Consider the following 19,312-nt stretch of genomic DNA (forward strand, 5'->3'; position numbering starts at 1 on the left):
ACGGGTGCTACAGGCGCAGTCGGAGCTACAGGTGCCACCGGTGTGACAGGTGCTACGGGTATCACAGGTGCTACGGGTATCACAGGTGCTACGGGTATCACAGGTGCTACGGGTATCACAGGTGCTACGGGTATCACAGGTGCTACGGGTATCACAGGTGCTACGGGTGCCACAGGTGCTACGGGTGCCACAGGTGCCACAGGTGCCACAGGTGCCACAGGTGCCACAGGTGCGACGGGTGCCACAGGTGCCACAGGTGCGACGGGTGCCACAGGTGCGACGGGTGCCACAGGTGCCACAGGTGCGACGGGTGCCACAGGTGCCACAGGTGCGACGGGTGCAACAGGTGCGACGGGTGCAACAGGTGCAACAGGTGCAACAGGTGCAACAGGTGCAACAGGTGCCACAGGTGCCACAGGTGCAACAGGTGCCACAGGTGCAACGGGCGCTACAGGTGCAACGGGCGCTACAGGTGCAACGGGCGCTACAGGTGCCACCGGCCCCGTGGGCGCAGTCCCCGGAGCCGTCACTTATGGATCGACGAACAATACGGTGGATATCGTCTCGAACAATACGTCGCGGTTGACGATCGGGGCGAATGGCCGAATGAATCTGAAGGGCAACGTTTACGGAACGGCGCAGACTTCGACGGCCTCGTCTCCGCTGGCGTTCAACGCGGATTCGGGCAACATCATGATTTGGACGACCAACACGGGAAGCCCGACGGTGAACATCAGCAATATGCAAGATGGCGCCGCTTATACGCTGATCGTTCGCGGTTCGGGAACGGGCGCGGTCACGATTAACTGTACGGATGCGGTAGGAACGAACTTAACCGAGTCCTTCATGCCGGCACATACAAGCCGTGCGGCGAACGCGACCATGTTCACGATCATTAAAGCTGATAACTACTGTTACGTTGTTTGGCTGACGGGCTTCAATTAAGAAGCCCGCGAAGATTCAACTCGAGTGGGACGACAGCGTGAGGATCATCGAGAGAGTTTGTTTTCGCGGAAATAAAAAATGGATCGGTGCCGGTCTCGGCGCGCTCCTATTCACGTTCGCTCTTGTTGACTCCTCTCAAGCCGTTCCCTTCTTTCAAGTCGGTGCCACTCGCGGTGGTTCACTTTACATCCAACCCAGCACCTTGACGCTGCCGACCTCAACCTCCCACACCTTTTTCGCAAACGGGGGGCGAGGCACGCGAACTTATTCCATCGTGAGCGGTGGTGGGACCATCAACTCTTCGACGGGGCTCTTCACTTCCGCGGCGAGCGGCGGAACGGCGATCGTCCGGATCACGGACGCCGGCGGCGCGACCTCCCAGGCGACGGTGACCGTCGTCGGAATCGTCGGGATTACGGTTTCGCAAGGTTACGTCTCTGGAGGAATCGGCGGGAGTATCCAAATCACCGCGCAGGCGATCAACTCTCCGAGCGGTTCTGCGGATATTACGGAAGAAGGAACGTGGACGACATCGAACGCCTCGGTTGCGACCGTGAACAAAGGGCTGATCTCTTTTGTGGGCGGAGGCACCGCCACCGTACAGATCAGCTACGGTGGGTACACCGCAAACGTTTCGGTGAATGTCGCCTCGAAAACGCTGACGGGGATCACGGTGACTCCCGGAACCCGCAGCATGGGCGTGAACGCCACTCAAGACTTTGTCGCCACGGCGACCTACTCCGACTCCTCGACGCAAAACGTGACCGATACGGTGACTTGGTCCACGACCAATAGCAGTGTCGCGACGATTTCCAACATGGCTCCACAGTGGGGGCGCGCCCAAGGGGTCGCGGCGGGATCGGTCACGGTCACGGCGACACTCGGAGCGACAACGGGCACCGCGACCCTGACGATCAACGCGGCGACCTTGACCTCGATCACCGTGACTCCGGCGAGTGCCATCGTCATGACCTCCGCGACGCAACAGATGACGGCGACCGGGAACTTCAGCGACAGCACCTCATCGAACATCTCGAATCAGGTGACTTGGACGTCATCAAACACGTCCGCGGCGACGATCAGTAACGTGGCCGGTAGCAAGGGACTCGCGACGACGCCCTCGTTCACGGGATTTCGTTCAACGACGATCACCGCGACCTTGGGGGCGATCTCCGGAAACACGGCCCTCAACGTCAACGGCGCGACGGTCACGGCGGTCACCGTGAATCCGACGGTCACGATCACCGTCGGATCGACCTATCCGATGTCCGCCGTGGCGACGCTTTCGGACGGCGGAACCCTCGACGTGACGGAATCCGCGACCTGGACAAGCACCGCGACCAATCGAGTGACGGTTTCGAACTCCGTCGGTTACCAGGGGCGCGTCACCGGCATTTCGGCGGGAACCTCGAGCGTACGCGCCGCATTCGGCGGTCAAACGGGACAACGCACCGTCACCGTCGGCGCGAGCCAAAGCGTCAGCGAAGAGGGAACGGGCCTGCTGGGCGAGTACTACAACTGGACCGGTGGCGGCGTCCCCAGCCCCTTCGTTCCCGGCAACAAAGTGGGGCAGCGAAACGACGCGAACATCGCCTTCGGCTGGACGACCGGTAACAACCCGATGGGAGTCGCCGAGAAGTTTGCGGTTCGTTGGACGGGGTATTACGAAGCGGTTTCGGGAACAAACCGTTTCTGTACCTACTCGGATGACGGGGTGCGAGTTTGGTTGAACGGAGTTCAGATTATCAACAACTGGACGGCCCACGCCGCGACGTGGAATTGTACGGCCTCAAATGTTTCCCTGACCGCAGGGCAAAAGTATCCTTTGATCGTCGAGTTTTTCGAAGATGGTGGTGATGCGACCATGTACTTCACCCGCGCAAATAATACGACGAACGCCCAACAAATCTCGGCCGCGATTCCCATGGTGGACCTCTTTCCGCCTTGAATCTAGGCACGTCCACGCTTTCCCGTTTGACATTCCGTAGAGCCAAAACAAAATTGTCGCCATGTACTGGCGCGGTTCGAACAATATCAAAGACCTGCTGTTTCGCGTGCTCGACGCGAAGGCGGCCGAGTTCAAGGGCAAGGTCGTCATCGACATGCCCGCCGGCAACGGCGTCACCAGCGCACGGCTTCTGGAACTGGGCGCGGACGTACGCGCCCTGGATCTGTTTCCCGAGTTTTTCAAAGTCCCCGGTGTGATCTGCGAAAAAGTGGACCTGGGCGACCGTCTGCCGCTGGCGGACTCTTCGGTGGACTGGATTATCTTTCAAGAGGGCATCGAGCATCTTCAAGATCAGCTGAAGATCCTGCGCGACTGCGTGCGGGTCTTGAAGCCCGGCGGTCGCATGATCCTGACGACCCCGAACACGTCGAATTTGCGCTCCAAGCTCGCGCACTTTCTGCTCGAAGCGGAAACCTTGCGCGTCTTGCCGCCGAACGAAGTGGATTCGGTATGGATGGCGGACGGTAAATCGGGAGCGGAAGAAAGGGTCTACTTCGGACATCTTTTTTCGATCGGTATCCAACGACTGCGCACGCTCGGGAAAGTCGCGGGGCTTGAAATCTCGCAGATTCATCCTGCGCGCGTGAACTGGACGTCGTTCGGACTTTTCGTGCTGAGCGCGTCCTGGATCTACTGGAAGAGCGCGCGGGTCTACCGACGTTCGCTCCGCAAAAAATCCCTGAAGGTTTCACCGCCGGCTTACGATGAGGCCCTTCGTTTGACCCGCGACCTGAACATCCTTTGCTCGGGCCATCTGATCGTCGAGTTCCGCAAGTTTTCGTCAGCCGCTCTCGAAAAAAGAGCGGGCGCCATCGAAGAACTTCGATCCTTCGTGACTTGAAGTGAAACGACCGCCACGTCGACGAAGATCCTTCAGCAAGACTTCGGTTTCGAGGGGCGGGTCGCGATGAAGACCGACATGCACAGCATGAATCCGATCAACCCGTATTTTCCGTAGGGCAGATGCGCGGGGAAAAAGGTCCATACGCTCCAAATTCCCACCAGCATTGTCAAAAGCGAAACCACCTTCGCGCGGGGACGGATCACGCCGCCCTCATTCCAATCCCGAATGGGCGGTCCGAAGTGGGGATGCTCGGTCAGCCAATGGTGCAGTCTTTCACTGCCGCGCGAGAAGAAAAAAGCCGCGAGCAGAAGAAACGGCGTCGTGGGCAGGAGCGGCAGGAAAATCCCGATCACGCCTAGACCCAGCGAAACACTTCCGAGCACGATGTAGAGACTGCGCAAAGTCGACTGCGTCACTTCGAGAACTCCTGAACCCTCTCTTAACATAATGCCCCTTTCGAGGCCACGATTGTCTCACTTCGAGAGGTCCGCTTTGAGAACGCTTTCAAGTCTGTCGTCGGGATTTCCGAAAAGTTCAATGATGGTGAGGGCGAAGATGCTGAATATTCAAAGACTTGCGCGCGGAATTGGATGGACGGTCGTACTGCTTGGAATGGCGGGATGCTCGCCGAACGAGCCGCAGACATCACGAATGAGTATTTCGATTCCGGCGATGACCAAGGCCGCGAACTCCGCGCAAAGTCTGGAGCTCGGTCATTTGGTGATCAACGTGACGGGCCCGGGCCTCACCAACACGGTTTTGTTCACTTGGGACGCGTGCCGAAGCTGCGCGACGCCGAGCGCTCCGCCGTCGCAGTTCTTCGTGGACGTGCCGACCGGGAAGTCGCGCTTGGTGCAAGTGCTCGCGGTCTATCAGAATCGCACGACCAGCCTGACGAGCTTTTACTACGGTGACAAAACCGCGGACTTCGCGAAGCTGGAAGAGAACATTTCGATCCCGGTCACCGACCTGACGGGCGGTTTGCCGCTCATCACGGGCGCGGTCGCGGGACGTTATCTGGACGCCGCCAATGCCGGTCCCACCGGCGAGCTGGAGGTTCGTTACCAACCTCCCGGCGATCGGCCCGCCTTGGTGCTGGAGAAAGCGCGCATCGCGAACGGCTGGTTCAATACGATGGGAATTAAAGGCATTCCGCTTCGTTACGTGCTGAAGGACTCCGGCCGCGATCTTTTCGGCCAGGCCTTGGAGCTCGGGGACCGCACGATCTTCAAGCCCTCGGACCGCGTGACGAAATTGTTCGTTCCTTTCACGAGCTATCTGGATGGGGCCAATGTCCCGCGCGACAACGAGGACGCCGAAATTCACGTTATCGGTTATTTCGGTCCCGGCGCCGGGAGTGCGCGGATCATTTGTTCCGAACTCACCTCGGGGACCGAGCTGGATAACAAGTTCGTCTACAAAAGCACTTCCGTAAAGCTGGGCTTCCACATTCTGGGTCTGAACGACGCCGAGCCGAGCGCCGCGAGCCTCACGAACAAAGTCGCGCCCGCGACCAAAATTTCCGTGCAGGGCGCATTGCCGCTGGCCTCTTCGCCTTTGTGCGGAACGTATACCGCGGGGAACACCGCCGCGAACATCTACCAGAATTTTCTGCCGTTGCTGAAAACCAATTTCGAGAACGGTCGCGATCTCGTGGCGGGCTTCCGCTTTCCTTTCGGAATGATCGCGACTCCGGGAAGCACCACCGGCTTGAATGGAGACTCTTTCGTCTTCGGCGCGGGCGTGGGCTCGAATCCGTTGTACGTTTCGTCGGCGCCGCACTTCCTGGGCGGGAAACTCTTGCCGGGCCTCGCTTCGATCGTCACCAATGTGCGCGTCTATAAAGTTTCGCCGACCGGCGCGCAGCTCCTCGACCAAATGGATGCGGCTCCGTGCGGAGAGATCGGCAAATTCGGCGTGACCCAGACCGGCAGCACGGGCATTACGGCCGGCGGTGGTTTTTATGTCGGAACTTCGCTCACCGCGGGCGACGTGAGCGCGGGCCACGGCGTGGCCATGTGTTTTGATTCGATCGCGGGTCCGCTGCCGAACGGGGTGTTCCTGCCTTCCTACATTTTCGGCGGTCATGGCCCCGGTCCGGGACCGGTCTCGCCTCCGTATTTGCGTCTCGAGGGCCTCGCTTCTCATTTGAGTAACGGCGTAAGCACCAAACCTCTGACCAACGGGAAGTGTTATCCGGTCTCGCTGAAGACCTATAGCGTGGGTTCGGGCGGACCCGCGCCGGACTATCTGTTGGGCGCACCCCTGGCGGTGACGTTCCCGGGTTCTAACTTCAGCTTCTACTCCAGTGAGTCGCTTTGTTTGAGTGGGGGAGCCGCGCTCTCGTCAGTCACGATGCCGGCGAGCTCCCACGAGTACGCTTCGCTCTGGCTGAAACCCACGATGGGAAATGGCTCGTCGCCCGTGAGCCTGACTTTGGGCAGCACCGAGGTGACGTACAATCCCGACGGACACTTCGCGATCGGCGAGCCGAAGCTGCGGACGAACCTTCCGGGAAGTCTGATCGCGGGCGGCTGTTACCCCTTCCAGGTACAGAGTCTCGAGGCGGACGGCGTGACGCAATACGCGCGCTCGGGAGTGAAAACTTTCTCGATGAGCGCGACCGGCGGGGCGATGAAAGTGAGCTGTGGTGGTTCGACGTTGTCTGCGAGCCAAACTCTAGGCGACGGTTTCCCCGAGACCACGATCTTCTATTTCGAGCCGACCGGAGTCGACAACGACGACAGCGGCGTCACTTTGAGTCACGCGGGCGATTTTTCGGGATTCGAGATGCAAAACGCGGCTTCGAAGATCGTGACGAACGGCGCGACCGCGCCGGAAAAACTCGGCGTCGTGATGGCGACCTCTCCCGCGCCCTACGGGGTTTGCGTGCGTGGTTACATCGAGCTGCGCAACTCCGAGGACGCGCCCGTGGCGGCCCGCGACTTCGTTTCGGTCGAGTTGAACGCGACGGGTTTCGGGATGACTTACTCGGACGACGGCTGTCAGGTTTCCAGTCGAAGCTTCATGATCCAGAAGAACGCCTACCGGACGAGTTTCTGGTACAAGGCGCTCGTCGAGGCGGGATCGCCGACGCTCACCGCGAAGACGCAAGCTTTCGGGACGGGCTTCGCCGGAAACCTCACCCACGCTCCGGCGGGTGCCGTGTCCATCGCGTTCGACAGTAACCGACAGCTGCATGGCTTGTATCTGAGTCAATGGGCGCTGGCCAAGGTCGTGGGGTCACACCAGCTCACCGGCGACTATCTCGAGCTTCCGATCGTGAAGACGGGAACGAGTTTCGATTGCCGCAGCGAACCCGGCGGCGCGAACTGCGGCGGGCAACTCGACCTCGTAAACAACATTTTCCGGATCCACCGCAATGACATCTCGAGCGATCGTCGCTTCATCCTCTCGGCGTTCGGGCCGGGTGAGCACCGTCTCGAATTCCGGGTGAAGGATCTGCTGCACCCGGAACTCCGGATCGTGACGTGCGAAAAAATCCTGACGGCGAATTCCGTCGCCTCGGATCTGATCGCGGGGACCAACTGTCTGGCGGGAACCTCTTCGATCGTCATCGATCAGAACACCGATCTTGATGTGAAACGATTGATCGGAACTTTCCCGAACTACAATAACGTGTCGTTCTCGGGCGCGAAGTTTTCGATGACGAGTTCTTCCGTGCACGATGCGGTCGCCCTCGCGTACCTCACGGTGGCGGTTCCCGCTTCGGGAAGCGCCGTCGACATCCTCGTGGGGAGCTCCACGAATCGGGTGCGCATCGTCAACGTGAGTTTCAATATCGCTTCGGGCGGAACGGCCACCGCGCTTTCGGCATCCGGAGACTTTCCTTTGGCGCTTTCGGGGCTCTCGGTCCAATGCCATGTCACCACGGCGACCGGCTTCCGATTCGCCGACAAGATCGGTGGGCTCACGATGTCCGAGATCTCGGCGACGAGTACGTCCGGAACTTCGTCGTTCGTCGGCATCCAGGTGAACGCGATCTCGAGTAACTCCGTGATCGATCAGCTCTCGGGCTACAATTTCGCCGGCGACGGAACGGCACTGAAGCTGATGGGAGGCTCCGGTTATACGGCCAGCGCCCCGTTCGTACAGGACTTGTACGTGAGCGGGACGAACGGTCTTTCGTTGACCGACGACGTCAATCTCGAGGTGGAAAACTTCTCGATTTTTTCGACGGGAATCTCGGGTAAAGCGCTCTCGATCCAGCGGAACTCCGACGGCGTGTCGAACGTGAAGTTGGGGCGTGGTCGCGTCTACGCGATGTCGGATGGCCCCTTCATTCAAATCGGCTCGGGATCGGCCAGCGCGGTGATCGCGAACGTGACCTTAAACGAGGTCCACTTCCTGGCGCGGGAGCAGCAGGCGCTCGCGTTTGATGGCGGAGGCCTGACCTTGAATCTTCAGGGAAGCGCGGCGGACTCGACGGTGCGCGGTTGTTACGAAGCCACGAAGCAGCCGACGGCTCTGGCCTCGAACGGCGCGGTGATCGACGGAACGCTTCTCAAGCTCGGAACGTTCACCGAAACGGCCAACGGCTCGCAATCCTGCCGGGCGAACTAGTAGCGGCAAGCCCAATCCAGCTCGCGTGCGCGGAAGACCGAGCATTCGAGCTGGACGCGGCCGCGCAAGAAGATGCGGTCGCCCGGGGCGTAGGTCGCCAGTTTCGCGTCCACGCGTTCCATCTCCAGACTTGTCAGCAAAAGCGTTTTCGAACCGAAGTGGAACTCACACGCGAAGCCCGCACCTTGCGTGAGGGCATTCATACGACAGTGGATGACTTTCGAGCCCGCGATGTAGCTGAACTCTTGCAGCGGGCGCAGGTCTTTGGCGAGCTCCTGGGCACGCAGCATTTCCGTGCGCGTGATCATAAAACGTGAGGTCAGAGAGGCGCGGGCCTCGTCCAGGCTGCCGATCAAAAAAGCGGCGGCGAGCAACAATCCAACAAAGAACAAACGACGGATCCGGGCAGGCACGGGGACTCCTTCAAACACTCTCAAAACGCGATGTGGACGGGTGTTTAGCAAGGCGTGTCAAAAAAGGGAACCCTGGTTGAAAAACCGACATTACAAGCCCGCCCGCCTCGGGCAAAATAGGAGAGTCAGGGAGGACTGATTTTGAGAATTCAAGAAGCGCGGGTGATCGGGCCCGTGGGGGAGACGACCCCCTTATTCGAGCTGCGTGTGGATACGAAGACCGAGCTTCGCCTCGATCTTTCGAAGATGAGCTTCATCACCTCGGTCGGCGTGAAGAACTGGATCGCCTGGAACCTGAAAATCCCGGCTTCGAGCCGCCTGAGTCTGATCGACTGTCCCTTCGTGATCATCAATCAAATCAATACGGTCCACGGTTTTCTGCCCGCGGGCAGCGAGGTGAAGTCGTTCTACGCCCCCTTCGTCTGCGAGAAGTGCGGCGCCGAGGCCAGCCACCGCTTGGAGCTCGGGGTTCATTACGATTACGTCCCGGTCGGGCACCGGCACCTGCTCCCGGAGTTCCCTTGCCCGAAGTGTGGCGAGCCCTTGGAGCCGGACTTCGATCCCGCGCGGGCGCTCCGGTTCATGGAGCGCGGCTAGCTTGAAAGAAAAAACCCGGCTTGGGGGCCGGGTTTTTCAATCAGTCGTTTGAAACCGAAATTTTACTGCAGAACGCCGCAGCCGATGCGGTCACCGGAGTTGCCGGTGGGCTGCGATTTGAGGTCGTCGGCCTTCGCGTGGACGATCACCGCCAGGCCTTTGGCCGCTTCGAGGCTGAAGGTCGGGACTTGGATCTCGCCCTTCGCGACGCCTTTCGCATCGGTCTGGATGTTTCCGAAATCGCCGAGGTGGCGCTCGTGCGCGTGCAGGTCGCCGTGCTTCGTGCTGTTCGGATTCCAGTGGCCACCGGCCTTGTTGCCGTTGTCACCGCAGTCGCCTTTTTCGTGGATATGGAAACCGTGCTTCGAGTTTTTCTTCAGACCCGTGATTTCGTATTTCACGACGGTCATGTCGCCGGCCGCATTCGGCTCCAGAACGACCGAACCCGCCGTCCGGCTTTTCAATTGGGGATCGATTTTCGCCTCCAGGCGAACGGGGCCGGTGGGGCGGTTTTCGCTCGACGGAGTCGGGGGCACCGACGTGTCATCGGCCAGCGGCGTTCCCGCACAAGCGGCCATCATCAAAATCGAGGTCGATCCCAGGGCGATTTTCAGCAGATGCAGTTTCATTCGGTATCCTTTCGTAGACGCACATTGTTGAGTCCTTGCGAGGCCTAAAGCCCGCCAACGCGTGAAAGGCTCTTCAAATTGAAGGCCTGAGTCAATGTCCGACTTCTCCTGTAAACATCTCAAACGACACGGATTTTGGGGGACAAATTCCCCACGCTTTGGTCAATGAAGGCCTGAGGAGGAACCCCGAATGAAAATCGCTCTCTTTTTAGTCACCCTTATGGCTCTCGGTCCCGCACTGGCGGCGGACAAATGCGTCGCGCTCTACCGCAAGGTCGAAAACAATCAGACCATCGAAAAGACCGTGGAAATGAAAGCCACCTACGACGACAAGTTCTGGCTGCGTCTGGAAGCGGACATCCTCGAGATGGGATACGTGGCCCTTTTCGAAAAAGGCACGAACCGCGCGCAAGTGACGGTTTCGCGTGGCCCCGCGTACACCGAAGGCGCGATCACCAACACGACTTATAACGATGAAGGTCGTTTCACCCAGGCTCTCGTTCTGAACAACATCGTCGGCAAGATCACTTGCACGAAGTAAAAGGTCCTTTGGACGGAGCCGATTTTCGGCTTCCGTCCAAAAGCTCGTCGGCCCTTTCCCTCTGTATTCCTTTAGGTTTTTAAAAGCGCTCCCTGTAAGCCTTTCCCGGCCCTTCCCGAGCCCCGTCCTGAATGCACCCTTTTCGTCACTCGGCCTTGGAAAAGGCTGGAAAACGGGTGAGGCGCGGCCTTTGCTCTAGGGCTCCTCCACGTTGGATGCTGGAGGAGACGCACATGAAACTGAAATCCATGATGGTGCTCGCGTTGGGATTGGTCACCGCTCAGGCGCAGGCCCAGGCCGAGAAAGAAGCTTACATTGAGCTCACGGAGACGCAGATGATGCGTGTCGTGGACGCCAACCAATCCCGGACTCTGGTGAACCTGGAGCGCGTGGAGGCGGGCGCGATTTTGGGCGTGGACATCGCGACCCTGAATCTGGCGCTGAGCTACCAACGTTCGATTCCGAACGAAGTGAACTACACTTATTTGAACGATCAAGGTCGGAAAGTGACCTCGCAAAACGGTTTCGTCTGCGGTCTGCGTCTGGTCGACGTGAACGACGACGAACAACGTGAGTCCGAGATCATGGAGCGCAAAGATCTTTGCGTTTCGCTCGTGGTCTTCCAGAAGAAAACGAAAGTTCTGGAAGGAAACTCGGCGGTGAACAAGGCCGCCCTGGAAGAAGCACAAACCAGCGCGACGCCGCAGCTTTTGATCGCGGCCGTGGAAGACATCAGCAACCAAATGGTGGCGGATGCGGCGGGCGACATCATGAACCCCCTCGTGGAGTTTGTCGCGGGCGGCTCATCCATCGTGAAGCCTTTGGAAGGTTCGCTGATCGCGCGCAGCGAGTTCGGTATGCGCCGTCACCCGGTTTACAAGAAAAAGAAACTGCACAAAGGGATCGACCTGCGTGCGAAGACGGGCTCGACGGTTCGTTCCGCGATGAAGGGCCGCGTGTTGGCTCTGAAGAGCGAGCGGACGAAGCGCGGTAAACTCAAGGGCTACGGTCACTACGTGATCGTGACCCATCCGGAAAAACGTATGCAGACTCTGTACGCTCACTTGTCTTCGTTCAAAACGAAGGTGGGCGCGAGTGTCGCCGCGGGTGAGCGGATCGCCCTGTCGGGAGCGACGGGCGTCGGTACGGGCCCCCACTTGCACTTCGAAACTCATGAAGGCACGAAGGCGGTCAACCCGCGCAAATACATCGGCAAGTTGTTGTCGAGCCTGGAGCAGCTGATCGAGAAATACTTCTCGCTCGCGTAAAAGGCGAAGAACTGAATTCAAATTTTAAAACCCGGAGGCCCAGGTGCAAACCGAAGTCTCTGGGGGTCGGAAGCGAACTGCCCCCTCGGTTCGCTTTCGTCTTTTTTACGGCAGCAGATGAATCGTCTTGAACGACATCTTCTGTGAGGGATGATCGAACTCGTACTCGAAGACCGCGCAGTTCGGCGCGCGAAACTCGGGGCGGTACTCACCGACAATCGACTGGGTCAATGTCCGGATCACCAGGCCGTGGGTCACGCACGCGATTTTGATCGGTCCGCCCTTCGCGTGCCGGCGCTCGTCGGTCCCGTGGGTCCGCAAGATCTCGGTCAGGCACTCCGTGATGCGCACGAGCGCTTCGGCGCGGCTTTCGCCTCCCGGAAAGCGGTGCTTCATGTCGTCGGGCTCGGTCGAAAACCAGGCGCGCAAAATCTCTTTGCCGAAAAGTTTTTCGAGATCGTGACGGTTCGTCCCCTCGGCTTCGCCGAGGTGCACTTCGCGCAGGCGCGGATCGGTGATGATCTCGCTGACCGAAGGGAACGCGAGGCGGGCGGTGGCGACCGCGCGCTTCAGATCCGAGGCGGCCAGCACGTCGATGTGGAGCTTCTCGGCGAAGGGGCGCAGGCGCGAGGCTTGATCTCGACCAAGGTCGTTCAGCTCGATGTCCGAGTGGCCCTGCAGCCTTTCGCTGCGGTTCCAGTCGGTTTCCCCATGACGGATCAAGTACAGGTGGGACTTCATACCCAAAGGTACCTTCTTCCTTTTGGTAGCGCAACCGCGCCACTAGCCGTGCGCCACTCGCCGTGCGCCACTAGCCGTGCGCCACCAAAAGGAAGAAGGTACCTTTGGGCGGTTCTGGGTCGAGTCTGGGGTGTCTCGGCATTGCCGAAAGAGCCATGGCGCCCGCAAAATAAAGGGGATGGAAAAAATCCTGCGCGCGCTGGGTCGCCCGATCTTTTTGCTCGATCAAAAATCGCAGAAAATTCTATTCGTGAATGGCCCCGGCGAAGAATTGCTCGGCGCGAGTTCGGCGGACATCGAAGGCAAAAGCTGGAAGCAGTATTTCGACGAGCCCTCCACCCGGCGCATTGACGCGCTGATGGAGATCCTCGAAACCAATCGGGCGACCGAAGGTCGTCAGGAATTGCAGCTGACCTTGAAGCGCCGGACGGGCCGACCGGTCAGCGTGAACCTGACGCTGACGCCCTTTTTGAAAGAGGCGAAGCCCGCTTGGCTTTTCGACCTTGAGGATCTGACGCCGATTTTGAACCTGCAGAAAGAAAAAGAACTGCTGGTCACCGAGATGAGCCGTGTCTCCAAACTCGCGGACATCGGTCGCCTCACGGGCGGGATCGCGCACGAGCTGAACAATCCGCTCGCGATCTTGCAAGGACTCGTCGAGAACATCGAAATGTCCATCGACGAAAACGACATCAGCCCCGAGTCGCTCCGCCGCGATCTGAAACCCATGCAGGACACGCTGACCCGGATGATCCGGATCATCCAAAGCATGATGAGCGTCGCCCGCGGGGAAGAGCCGCAAATGGAAAACTTGGCGTTGCAAGAGGTGTGGGATCGCGCGGCGACCAACTTCACGGCGCTCAACGAATTCGAAGGTATCGATCTGCGCGTGAAAATCGACGAGCGCCTGCGCGCGCCCATCGATTCGATCCGCATCGAGCAGGTGCTGATCAATCTGGTGAAAAACGCGCTCTACGCACTGAAGCTCGAGTCATCGGTGCCCCCGCGGCTGACCGTCGTGAGTTCGGAAACCGCCGATCAGCTCTCGATCGCGGTGGAAGACAACGGCCCCGGGATTCCGCCCTCGGTGGCGGAAAATCTGTTCACGCCGTTCTTCACGACGAAACCCGTCGGGAAGGGGACGGGCCTTGGCCTTTTCTTGTGTTACAACATCATGCGCGCCCACGGCGGCTCGCTCCGTTTTGAAAACGTCGAGCCGCACGGCGTGCGTTTCATCCTCAGCTTCCCGAAACAAAAGCGCAGCGTGGTTCCGGCCAATTTGCCGCGCATCTTGGTCGTGAACGGTGAGGAAGGTTTTCGCCAAATCCTGCAGCGTCGTTTGGACCGCTGGGGTTTCAGCGTCACGACCTGCGGTACGGGACGCGAGGCGATCCTGACCCTGAACGCGAGCCCGGATTTCGACCTTGTGCTGACGGATTTGAAACTCACCGACACGGACGGGGCGCAACTGGTGGACGAGATTCGCCGTAAGTTGAAGCTCCCGATCGTTTTCGTCACGGAAGACGTGAACGATACGCGGGTGAAGCATCTGGCGGACACGAACGTCGTTCAGGGCGTCGTCCGTAAACCCATCGACGATACCGAATTCAAACTGATGATCGAGGACGTGATGGGAGCTAAGCTCCCTGAGGCTTTTGGGCCGCGTTCGCTTCAGAAAAGTAGCGTTCGATCCGGCTGACCAAAGAGTTGTAAGAAAAGGGCTTGATGAAGATCTCGACGCAGCCGAGGTCTTTCGCTTCGTCTTCGGCGCGCTTTTCGGGAAATCCCGTCATGAACAGAAAGGGCAGATTTTTGCGCGCGCTCGTCGTGCGCACCTGGCGGAGCAGCTCCACGCCATCCATCCCCGGCATCTTCATATCGCTGACGACCATATCGGGTTGCAGACCTTGACTCAATTTGGACCACGCATTGGCGCCGTCGGTCGCGAAATCGACTTTAAAGCCTTTCTTCTCCAAACGGTTCTGGAGCAGAAAGCGCAGCCCGGCTTCGTCGTCTACGATCAAAATCAAAGGTTTCTCGTTCATCACAGGTCCTTTGTCGGCGTGGGAGTCTTCGGGATAAAGGGGCCGCACGGGAATTTCACGGGAGCGTCATTTAATTCGACAAAATCTAGAAGATCCCGCCGCGCAGTTCTTGGATTTCGCTCATCATCTGGGATCTCGCCGAACGCGCGCCGTATTGGATGTCGTCGATGACCCAGCGTCCGTCTTCCACCTTCATCAGATAGCGAATCTTGCGGTGGTGATAGGCGCTGCGTTCCGGCGGCTGCAGGTCGAATTCGACCTCCACGACACCGGCGCCCGCGTCCCTGGCTTGGAAACGCGCGCTTTCCAGATCCAGGCGGCCTTGATCGGCCCGCGCGTCCAGAAACGGATCGACATCCGCCCCGAAGCCGCAGACGTCGGTGGCGTTCGCGATCTCGCGGCAGACCTCGAGGTTCTCGGAGAGAAGCTCGGCGAAGCTTTCCGAATACGCGGGACGGATGTTCTCGCGGGTTTGAAAGTAGGCTTCGTAAAAGCGGGTCATGACGGTCGTGGGGGCCTCGTGCGCATCGCCCCGGGGAAGCGACCGGCAACCGGTGAAAGCGCTGAAGCTAAGTAGAAGGATGAGGCGAATCACGCCCTTCAGTTTCGAAAAAAAAGCACCCCGCGTCCATCGGTCGCGGGGTGCGTTGAGGTCAAACTGCGCCCAAAGTCCGGGCGAGTTTTTCGCGGGATTATTCGCCGACGGTGACGTGGATTTGACCGCCGAACATCGAGTCGCGGGGGACGCCCCACTTGGCTTGCAGGCCGGCGCCGGCGCCGACGTTCAGGATACGGTAGGGGCCGGTGATCAAGACCGATCCGCCGAGGAGCACGTGCAGACCCGCGCCGAGCTTCACGCCGTAGTTGCCGTTGCGCGCCGGTCCGTAGTGATAGCCGGTCGCGACGCCGCCCGCGATGCCCGCGGTCAGTTCAAACGCGCCGAAAGACTGCATCGTGAAGATGTCGCCGTCGGAGTTCACGCATTTCAGGCCTTGGCCGGCGACGAGCACGATTCCGCCTTGGATCTGCACGCAGGCCATGACGCGAATTTTCGAGTCCACGCCGTTGCTGGAAACCCGTTGCAGCAGATTGTGTTGTTCGGCTTCGTCCATCAGCTGGCGGAATTCGTCTTGGAAGACCGCGCGGTCTTCAGCGGAAAGCTCACGCAGCTTTTGCGCGAACTGGGCTTTGACTTCGGCCGCCTCCGACTTCGTTTGTGCGAAGGACGTGAAGGTGAAGATATTCATCAGAATCAAGGTGGGGATCAGGTGTTTGAGTTTCATGGTGCCTCCAGGGAGAGTCCTCTTGGAAGAACCGCGCCCTTCCCAGAAACGCCATGGACGTTTTTGCAGAAAATTCCTGTCAAAAGAGTCGACAGAAGGCCGACCAAGGGCTCGCGATCGATGATCGCGCGAATGACCGCACTGACGATGGTCCGGGCGGGGGTGCCAGGGGCGTCGGTGTTTGGTAGCCTGAAGGCCTAACTCGAGGACGAAGTGGAAACCAACGCCGAACAGTCAGCGCAGTTTGTGCCGATTCAAAATGCGGATCTCGCGGGGGATTTGGAACTGACGTTCGATCTTTACCTGCGTCTGCCTTTGAATGAGCGGATCGTTCTGTACCGCCGGCAGGGCGATATCCTCGAAAAAGACCGCCTCGCCAAATTCTCGCGTGCCGAAAACTCGAACCTCGTCATCCGCCGCGACGACTACGCGAAATTCGTGTCCTACGTCTCCGATCGCCTCAAAAAACTTCTGGATGTGACTCCGGGGGCGAACAACCGCCAGGTCTACGGCAAAGCGGTGCGCGGACTTCTGCGCGGCACTTTCGAGAATCAGGATGCGGCGGTCGTCCGCTCCATGATGGACAATTTGAACGACGTCTCGTCCGTCGTGATCGACAGTGTCTTGAACGAGATCAACGAAAACGGGCGGCGCACTTACCGCAATCTGGTGAATCTCGCCGCGACGGGGACGGACTTTCAAAAACATCCCGTGAACGTGGCGTCGCTCGCGGTCATGATCGGGTTGGGCTCGGGCTACTCGTCGAAGCGGACCGTCGCGGATGTGTCCATGGCGGCGCTTCTTCATGATCTGGGGCTCGCGAAACTGCCGGGCGATTTGGCGCTCCAAGCCCACCGCAAGAACTCCTACAGCCTGGATGACCGCATGAAGATCGACGATCACGTTCAGCACTCGATCTCGATCATCGACGAGCGCAATATCGTGATCTCGGCGCTGACCCGCACGATGATCGAGCAGCATCACGAGAAGTTCAACGGCTCGGGATTTCCGCGCAAACTGCGCGGGCTGCAAGTGTCCCCTTTCGCCCAAATTCTGCACATGGCCGACGAAATCGACCAGCAGGTGTTCGGGAGTGTCGACGGACGGGAAGTCGGACTGAATCTGAAGGGTCTTTTCGAAGAGTGGCACCGCGATAAGGTCTTCGAACCTCGGCTTCTTCACCGCGTGCGCGCTCTGTTTTTCAGCAACTGATTCTGCTCAAAGTCTGAGCAATAACCAAGATTTGACAACATTTAGTGTCCGGGTCAAAGTCGCGTCCTCAAACGACTTTGTTAAGGAGTGGATATGTCCGAGTCTTGGCTGTTAGCGCCTGTTATCGCGGGTGTCGTGGGCTTGATCATCGCGGTGGCTTTGTACTTCCGTGTGAAAGCACAACCTGCGGGAAATGAAACCATGAACCGCATCGCGGGATACGTTCGCGAAGGCTCGATGGCTTTCCTCGTGCGCGAATACAAAGTCCTCTCGGTTTACGCGGTCGTCGTGGCCGTGCTGATGGGCTGGCAGCTGGGTTACATCGCGGCCGGTTGCTTCCTGCTCGGCGCCTTCTTGTCGCTGCTCGCGGGCTTCTTCGGGATGAAAGCGGCGACTTACGCCAACGTCCGCACCACGCAAGCCGCGGCTCTCGGTTCGAAACCCAACGCCCTTCTGGTCGCCCTCGATGGCGGCGCGGTCATGGGTCTGGCGGTTGCGGGACTGGGCTTGGTCGGTTTGGGTGGACTGTACGTCGCCTTCGCGGGTTCCGATGCGATCGGCACGATCCTGCACTCGTTCGCGGTGGGGGCCTCTTCGATCGCGCTGTTTGCGCGGATCGGTGGCGGGATCTACACCAAAGCGGCGGACGTCGGCGCGGACATCGCCGGTAAAGTCGTTCAGGGGATTCCCGAAGATGATCCCCGTAACCCGGGCGTCATCGCGGACAACGTTGGTGACAACGTCGGTGACGTCGCCGGTATGGGCGCGGACATCTATGAGTCGATGGTTGCGGCCATCGTCGCGGCGATGGCGATCGCCCTCACGATTCCGGCCGAGATGATCTCGGGTCTGATGCCCGGTGCGGCGCCGGAAGCCGTGAAAGAAATGGCGATCAACCTGCCCCTGATTCTTTCGGGAATCGGTCTGGCGATTTCGATCGTCGTGATCTTCGCGACACGCGCGATGCGTTCGATGTCGCCCGCGGTCGTTCTGCGGATCGCGCTCTTGATTCCGCCGGTTCTGTTGACCATCGCTTCGTTCATCTTGATGCCGATCTTCGGCGTGACTCAAGACGTGACCATCGCGTTGGCGGCGGGTGCCGTCGCGGGCGCATTGATCGGTCTGATCACCGAGTACTACACGGCGATGAAGCCCATCCGTGACGTCGCGCAAGCCTCGCTCACCGGTGCGGGGACGAACGTCATCCGCGGTCTGGCTGTCGGTATGGAGTCGGTCGCGGTGCCGATCCTTTTGGTCGTCGCGGCGGCCTTCGTTGCGGATTATTTCCTGGGCCTTTACGGAATCGCCATGGCGGCGGTCGGCATGCTGGCGGGCACCGCGGTCGTCATGACCGTCGACGCTTACGGCCCCATCGCGGACAACGCGGGCGGAATCTCGGAAATGTCGGGCCTCGGTAAAAACGTGCGCGACATCACCGATGAACTCGATGCGGTCGGTAACACGACGGCGGCGATCGGTAAGGGCTTCGCCATCGGTTCGGCGGTTCTGACCGTCGTGGCGCTGTTCTCGGCCTTTAATATGGAAGTGAACCACACTCGTCAGTTGGCGGGTCTCGCGAAAATGTCGTTGGATCTGACTTCGTCGGGCGTTCTGATCGGTCTTTTGATCGGTGCGATTCTGCCGTTCCTGGTCGGTTCGACCACGATGACGGCGGTTGGTCGCGCGGCGGAAAAAATCGTGCAAGAGATCGCACGTCAGTTCCGCGAAATCCCCGGATTGCTCGAGTCGAAAGCCGAGCCGGAACCGGCGAAGATCGTCGATATCGCGACCAAGGCCGCTCTGTGGGAGATGATCATCCCCGGTCTGATCGCGGTTCTGGCTCCGGTTGTGATCGGTTTCGTGATGGGCCCGGCGGCTCTGGCGGGAACGCTTGCAGGTTCGCTCGCGGTGGGTGCGACCATGGCGCTCTTCATGGCGAACGCGGGTGGCGCATGGGATAACGCGAAGAAGTACATCGAAAAAGGCGGCCTGGCCGGACACAAAAAAGGTTCGGACGCGCACAAATCGGCCGTGGTCGGTGACACCGTCGGCGATCCCTTCAAAGACACTTCGGGCCCGGGCGTGGCGATCCTGATCAAAGTCATGAGCGTCGTCGCTCTGCTGATCGCGCAGCTGGTGGCAACGGTTGGCGGCTGAAGGTAAGTAGCCGCTCACTTGTTGAAACGCAGTGTGTTTAAACCC

17 protein-coding genes are annotated in these 19,312 nt (G+C 59.5%); 10 read left to right on the forward strand and 7 right to left on the reverse strand.

All coding sequences use genetic code 11. The features are described from left to right. From KF767_17880 to KF767_17890, 3 genes are all read left to right on the forward strand, one after another. Positions 1-945, forward strand: a 945-nt coding sequence (locus tag KF767_17880) for a hypothetical protein (GenBank protein MBX3019761.1), incomplete at its 5' end; no start/stop codon positions are given. 274 nt (positions 946-1,219) lie between these two features. Further along, positions 1,220-2,893, forward strand: a complete 1,674-nt coding sequence (locus KF767_17885; protein MBX3019762.1) for an Ig-like domain-containing protein — start codon at positions 1,220-1,222, stop codon at positions 2,891-2,893. Positions 2,894-2,954: 61 nt separating this feature from the next. Further along, complete coding sequence (locus tag KF767_17890; GenBank protein MBX3019763.1) at positions 2,955-3,794, forward strand: class I SAM-dependent methyltransferase; 840 nt, start codon at positions 2,955-2,957, stop codon at positions 3,792-3,794. A 32-nt stretch (positions 3,795-3,826) separates the two neighbouring features. On the opposite strand, the gene KF767_17895 is transcribed toward KF767_17890, so the two are convergent. Then, the gene (locus KF767_17895; protein MBX3019764.1) at positions 3,827-4,180 is read right to left on the reverse strand and encodes a YbaN family protein; all 354 of its coding nucleotides are present in this window, start codon (positions 4,178-4,180) and stop codon (positions 3,827-3,829) included. 268 nt (positions 4,181-4,448) lie between these two features. Here KF767_17895 and KF767_17900 point away from each other — a divergent pair, with 268 nt between their 5' ends. After that, positions 4,449-8,381 (forward strand): hypothetical protein, encoded by a 3,933-nt coding sequence (locus KF767_17900; GenBank protein MBX3019765.1) that lies wholly within the window; start codon positions 4,449-4,451, stop codon positions 8,379-8,381. Here KF767_17900 and KF767_17905 read toward each other — a convergent pair. After that, positions 8,378-8,794 (reverse strand): hypothetical protein, encoded by a 417-nt coding sequence (locus KF767_17905; protein ID MBX3019766.1) that lies wholly within the window; start codon positions 8,792-8,794, stop codon positions 8,378-8,380. The two genes, KF767_17900 and KF767_17905, sit on opposite strands and share 4 nt — an antisense overlap. A 141-nt stretch (positions 8,795-8,935) precedes the next feature. Here KF767_17905 and KF767_17910 point away from each other — a divergent pair, with 141 nt between their 5' ends. Further along, positions 8,936-9,391 carry a hypothetical protein gene (locus KF767_17910; GenBank protein MBX3019767.1) on the forward strand — a complete coding sequence of 152 codons (456 nt, stop codon included), beginning with the start codon at positions 8,936-8,938 and terminating at the stop codon, positions 9,389-9,391. 62 nt (positions 9,392-9,453) lie between these two features. Here the strand turns inward: KF767_17910 and KF767_17915 are convergent, their stop codons facing one another. Further along, positions 9,454-10,020, reverse strand: coding sequence for a superoxide dismutase family protein (locus KF767_17915; protein MBX3019768.1), 567 nt, complete (start codon positions 10,018-10,020; stop codon positions 9,454-9,456). Positions 10,021-10,210: 190 nt separating this feature from the next. Between KF767_17915 and KF767_17920 the strand changes: the two genes are divergently transcribed. Together KF767_17920 and KF767_17925 are read left to right on the forward strand one after the other, a co-directional pair. Beyond that, positions 10,211-10,561, forward strand: a complete 351-nt coding sequence (locus tag KF767_17920; protein MBX3019769.1) for a hypothetical protein — start codon at positions 10,211-10,213, stop codon at positions 10,559-10,561. Positions 10,562-10,794: 233 nt separating this feature from the next. Continuing rightward, positions 10,795-11,829 (forward strand): M23 family metallopeptidase, encoded by a 1,035-nt coding sequence (locus tag KF767_17925; protein MBX3019770.1) that lies wholly within the window; start codon positions 10,795-10,797, stop codon positions 11,827-11,829. 105 nt (positions 11,830-11,934) lie between these two features. Here KF767_17925 and KF767_17930 read toward each other — a convergent pair whose 3' ends face one another. Next, positions 11,935-12,570, reverse strand: a complete 636-nt coding sequence (locus KF767_17930) for a histidine phosphatase family protein (GenBank protein MBX3019771.1) — start codon at positions 12,568-12,570, stop codon at positions 11,935-11,937. Between the two features lie 178 nt (positions 12,571-12,748). Here KF767_17930 and KF767_17935 point away from each other — a divergent pair, with 178 nt between their 5' ends. Further along, complete coding sequence (locus KF767_17935) at positions 12,749-14,269, forward strand: response regulator (protein MBX3019772.1); 1,521 nt, start codon at positions 12,749-12,751, stop codon at positions 14,267-14,269. Here KF767_17935 and KF767_17940 read toward each other — a convergent pair. From KF767_17940 to KF767_17950, 3 genes are all read right to left on the reverse strand, one after another. Further along, the gene (locus tag KF767_17940; GenBank protein MBX3019773.1) at positions 14,208-14,615 is read right to left on the reverse strand and encodes a response regulator; all 408 of its coding nucleotides are present in this window, start codon (positions 14,613-14,615) and stop codon (positions 14,208-14,210) included. The two genes, KF767_17935 and KF767_17940, sit on opposite strands and share 62 nt — an antisense overlap. Before the next feature lie 85 nt (positions 14,616-14,700). Further along, positions 14,701-15,210: a DUF3828 domain-containing protein gene (locus KF767_17945; protein MBX3019774.1), complete on the reverse strand. Its 510-nt coding sequence runs from the start codon at positions 15,208-15,210 to the stop codon at positions 14,701-14,703. A 97-nt stretch (positions 15,211-15,307) separates the two neighbouring features. Then, on the reverse strand, positions 15,308-15,898 hold the full coding sequence (locus KF767_17950; GenBank protein MBX3019775.1) for a hypothetical protein: 591 nt from the start codon (positions 15,896-15,898) through the stop codon (positions 15,308-15,310). Between the two features lie 213 nt (positions 15,899-16,111). Here KF767_17950 and KF767_17955 point away from each other — a divergent pair, with 213 nt between their 5' ends. After that, positions 16,112-17,110, forward strand: a complete 999-nt coding sequence (locus KF767_17955) for an HD domain-containing protein (protein MBX3019776.1) — start codon at positions 16,112-16,114, stop codon at positions 17,108-17,110. Between the two features lie 93 nt (positions 17,111-17,203). Further along, positions 17,204-19,267, forward strand: coding sequence for a sodium-translocating pyrophosphatase (locus KF767_17960; protein MBX3019777.1), 2,064 nt, complete (start codon positions 17,204-17,206; stop codon positions 19,265-19,267). Positions 19,268-19,312 lie beyond the last annotated feature (45 nt).

It is taken from the genome of Pseudobdellovibrionaceae bacterium, from assembly GCA_019637875.1.
Lineage (GTDB): Bacteria > Bdellovibrionota > Bdellovibrionia > Bdellovibrionales > Bdellovibrionaceae > JAHBUW01.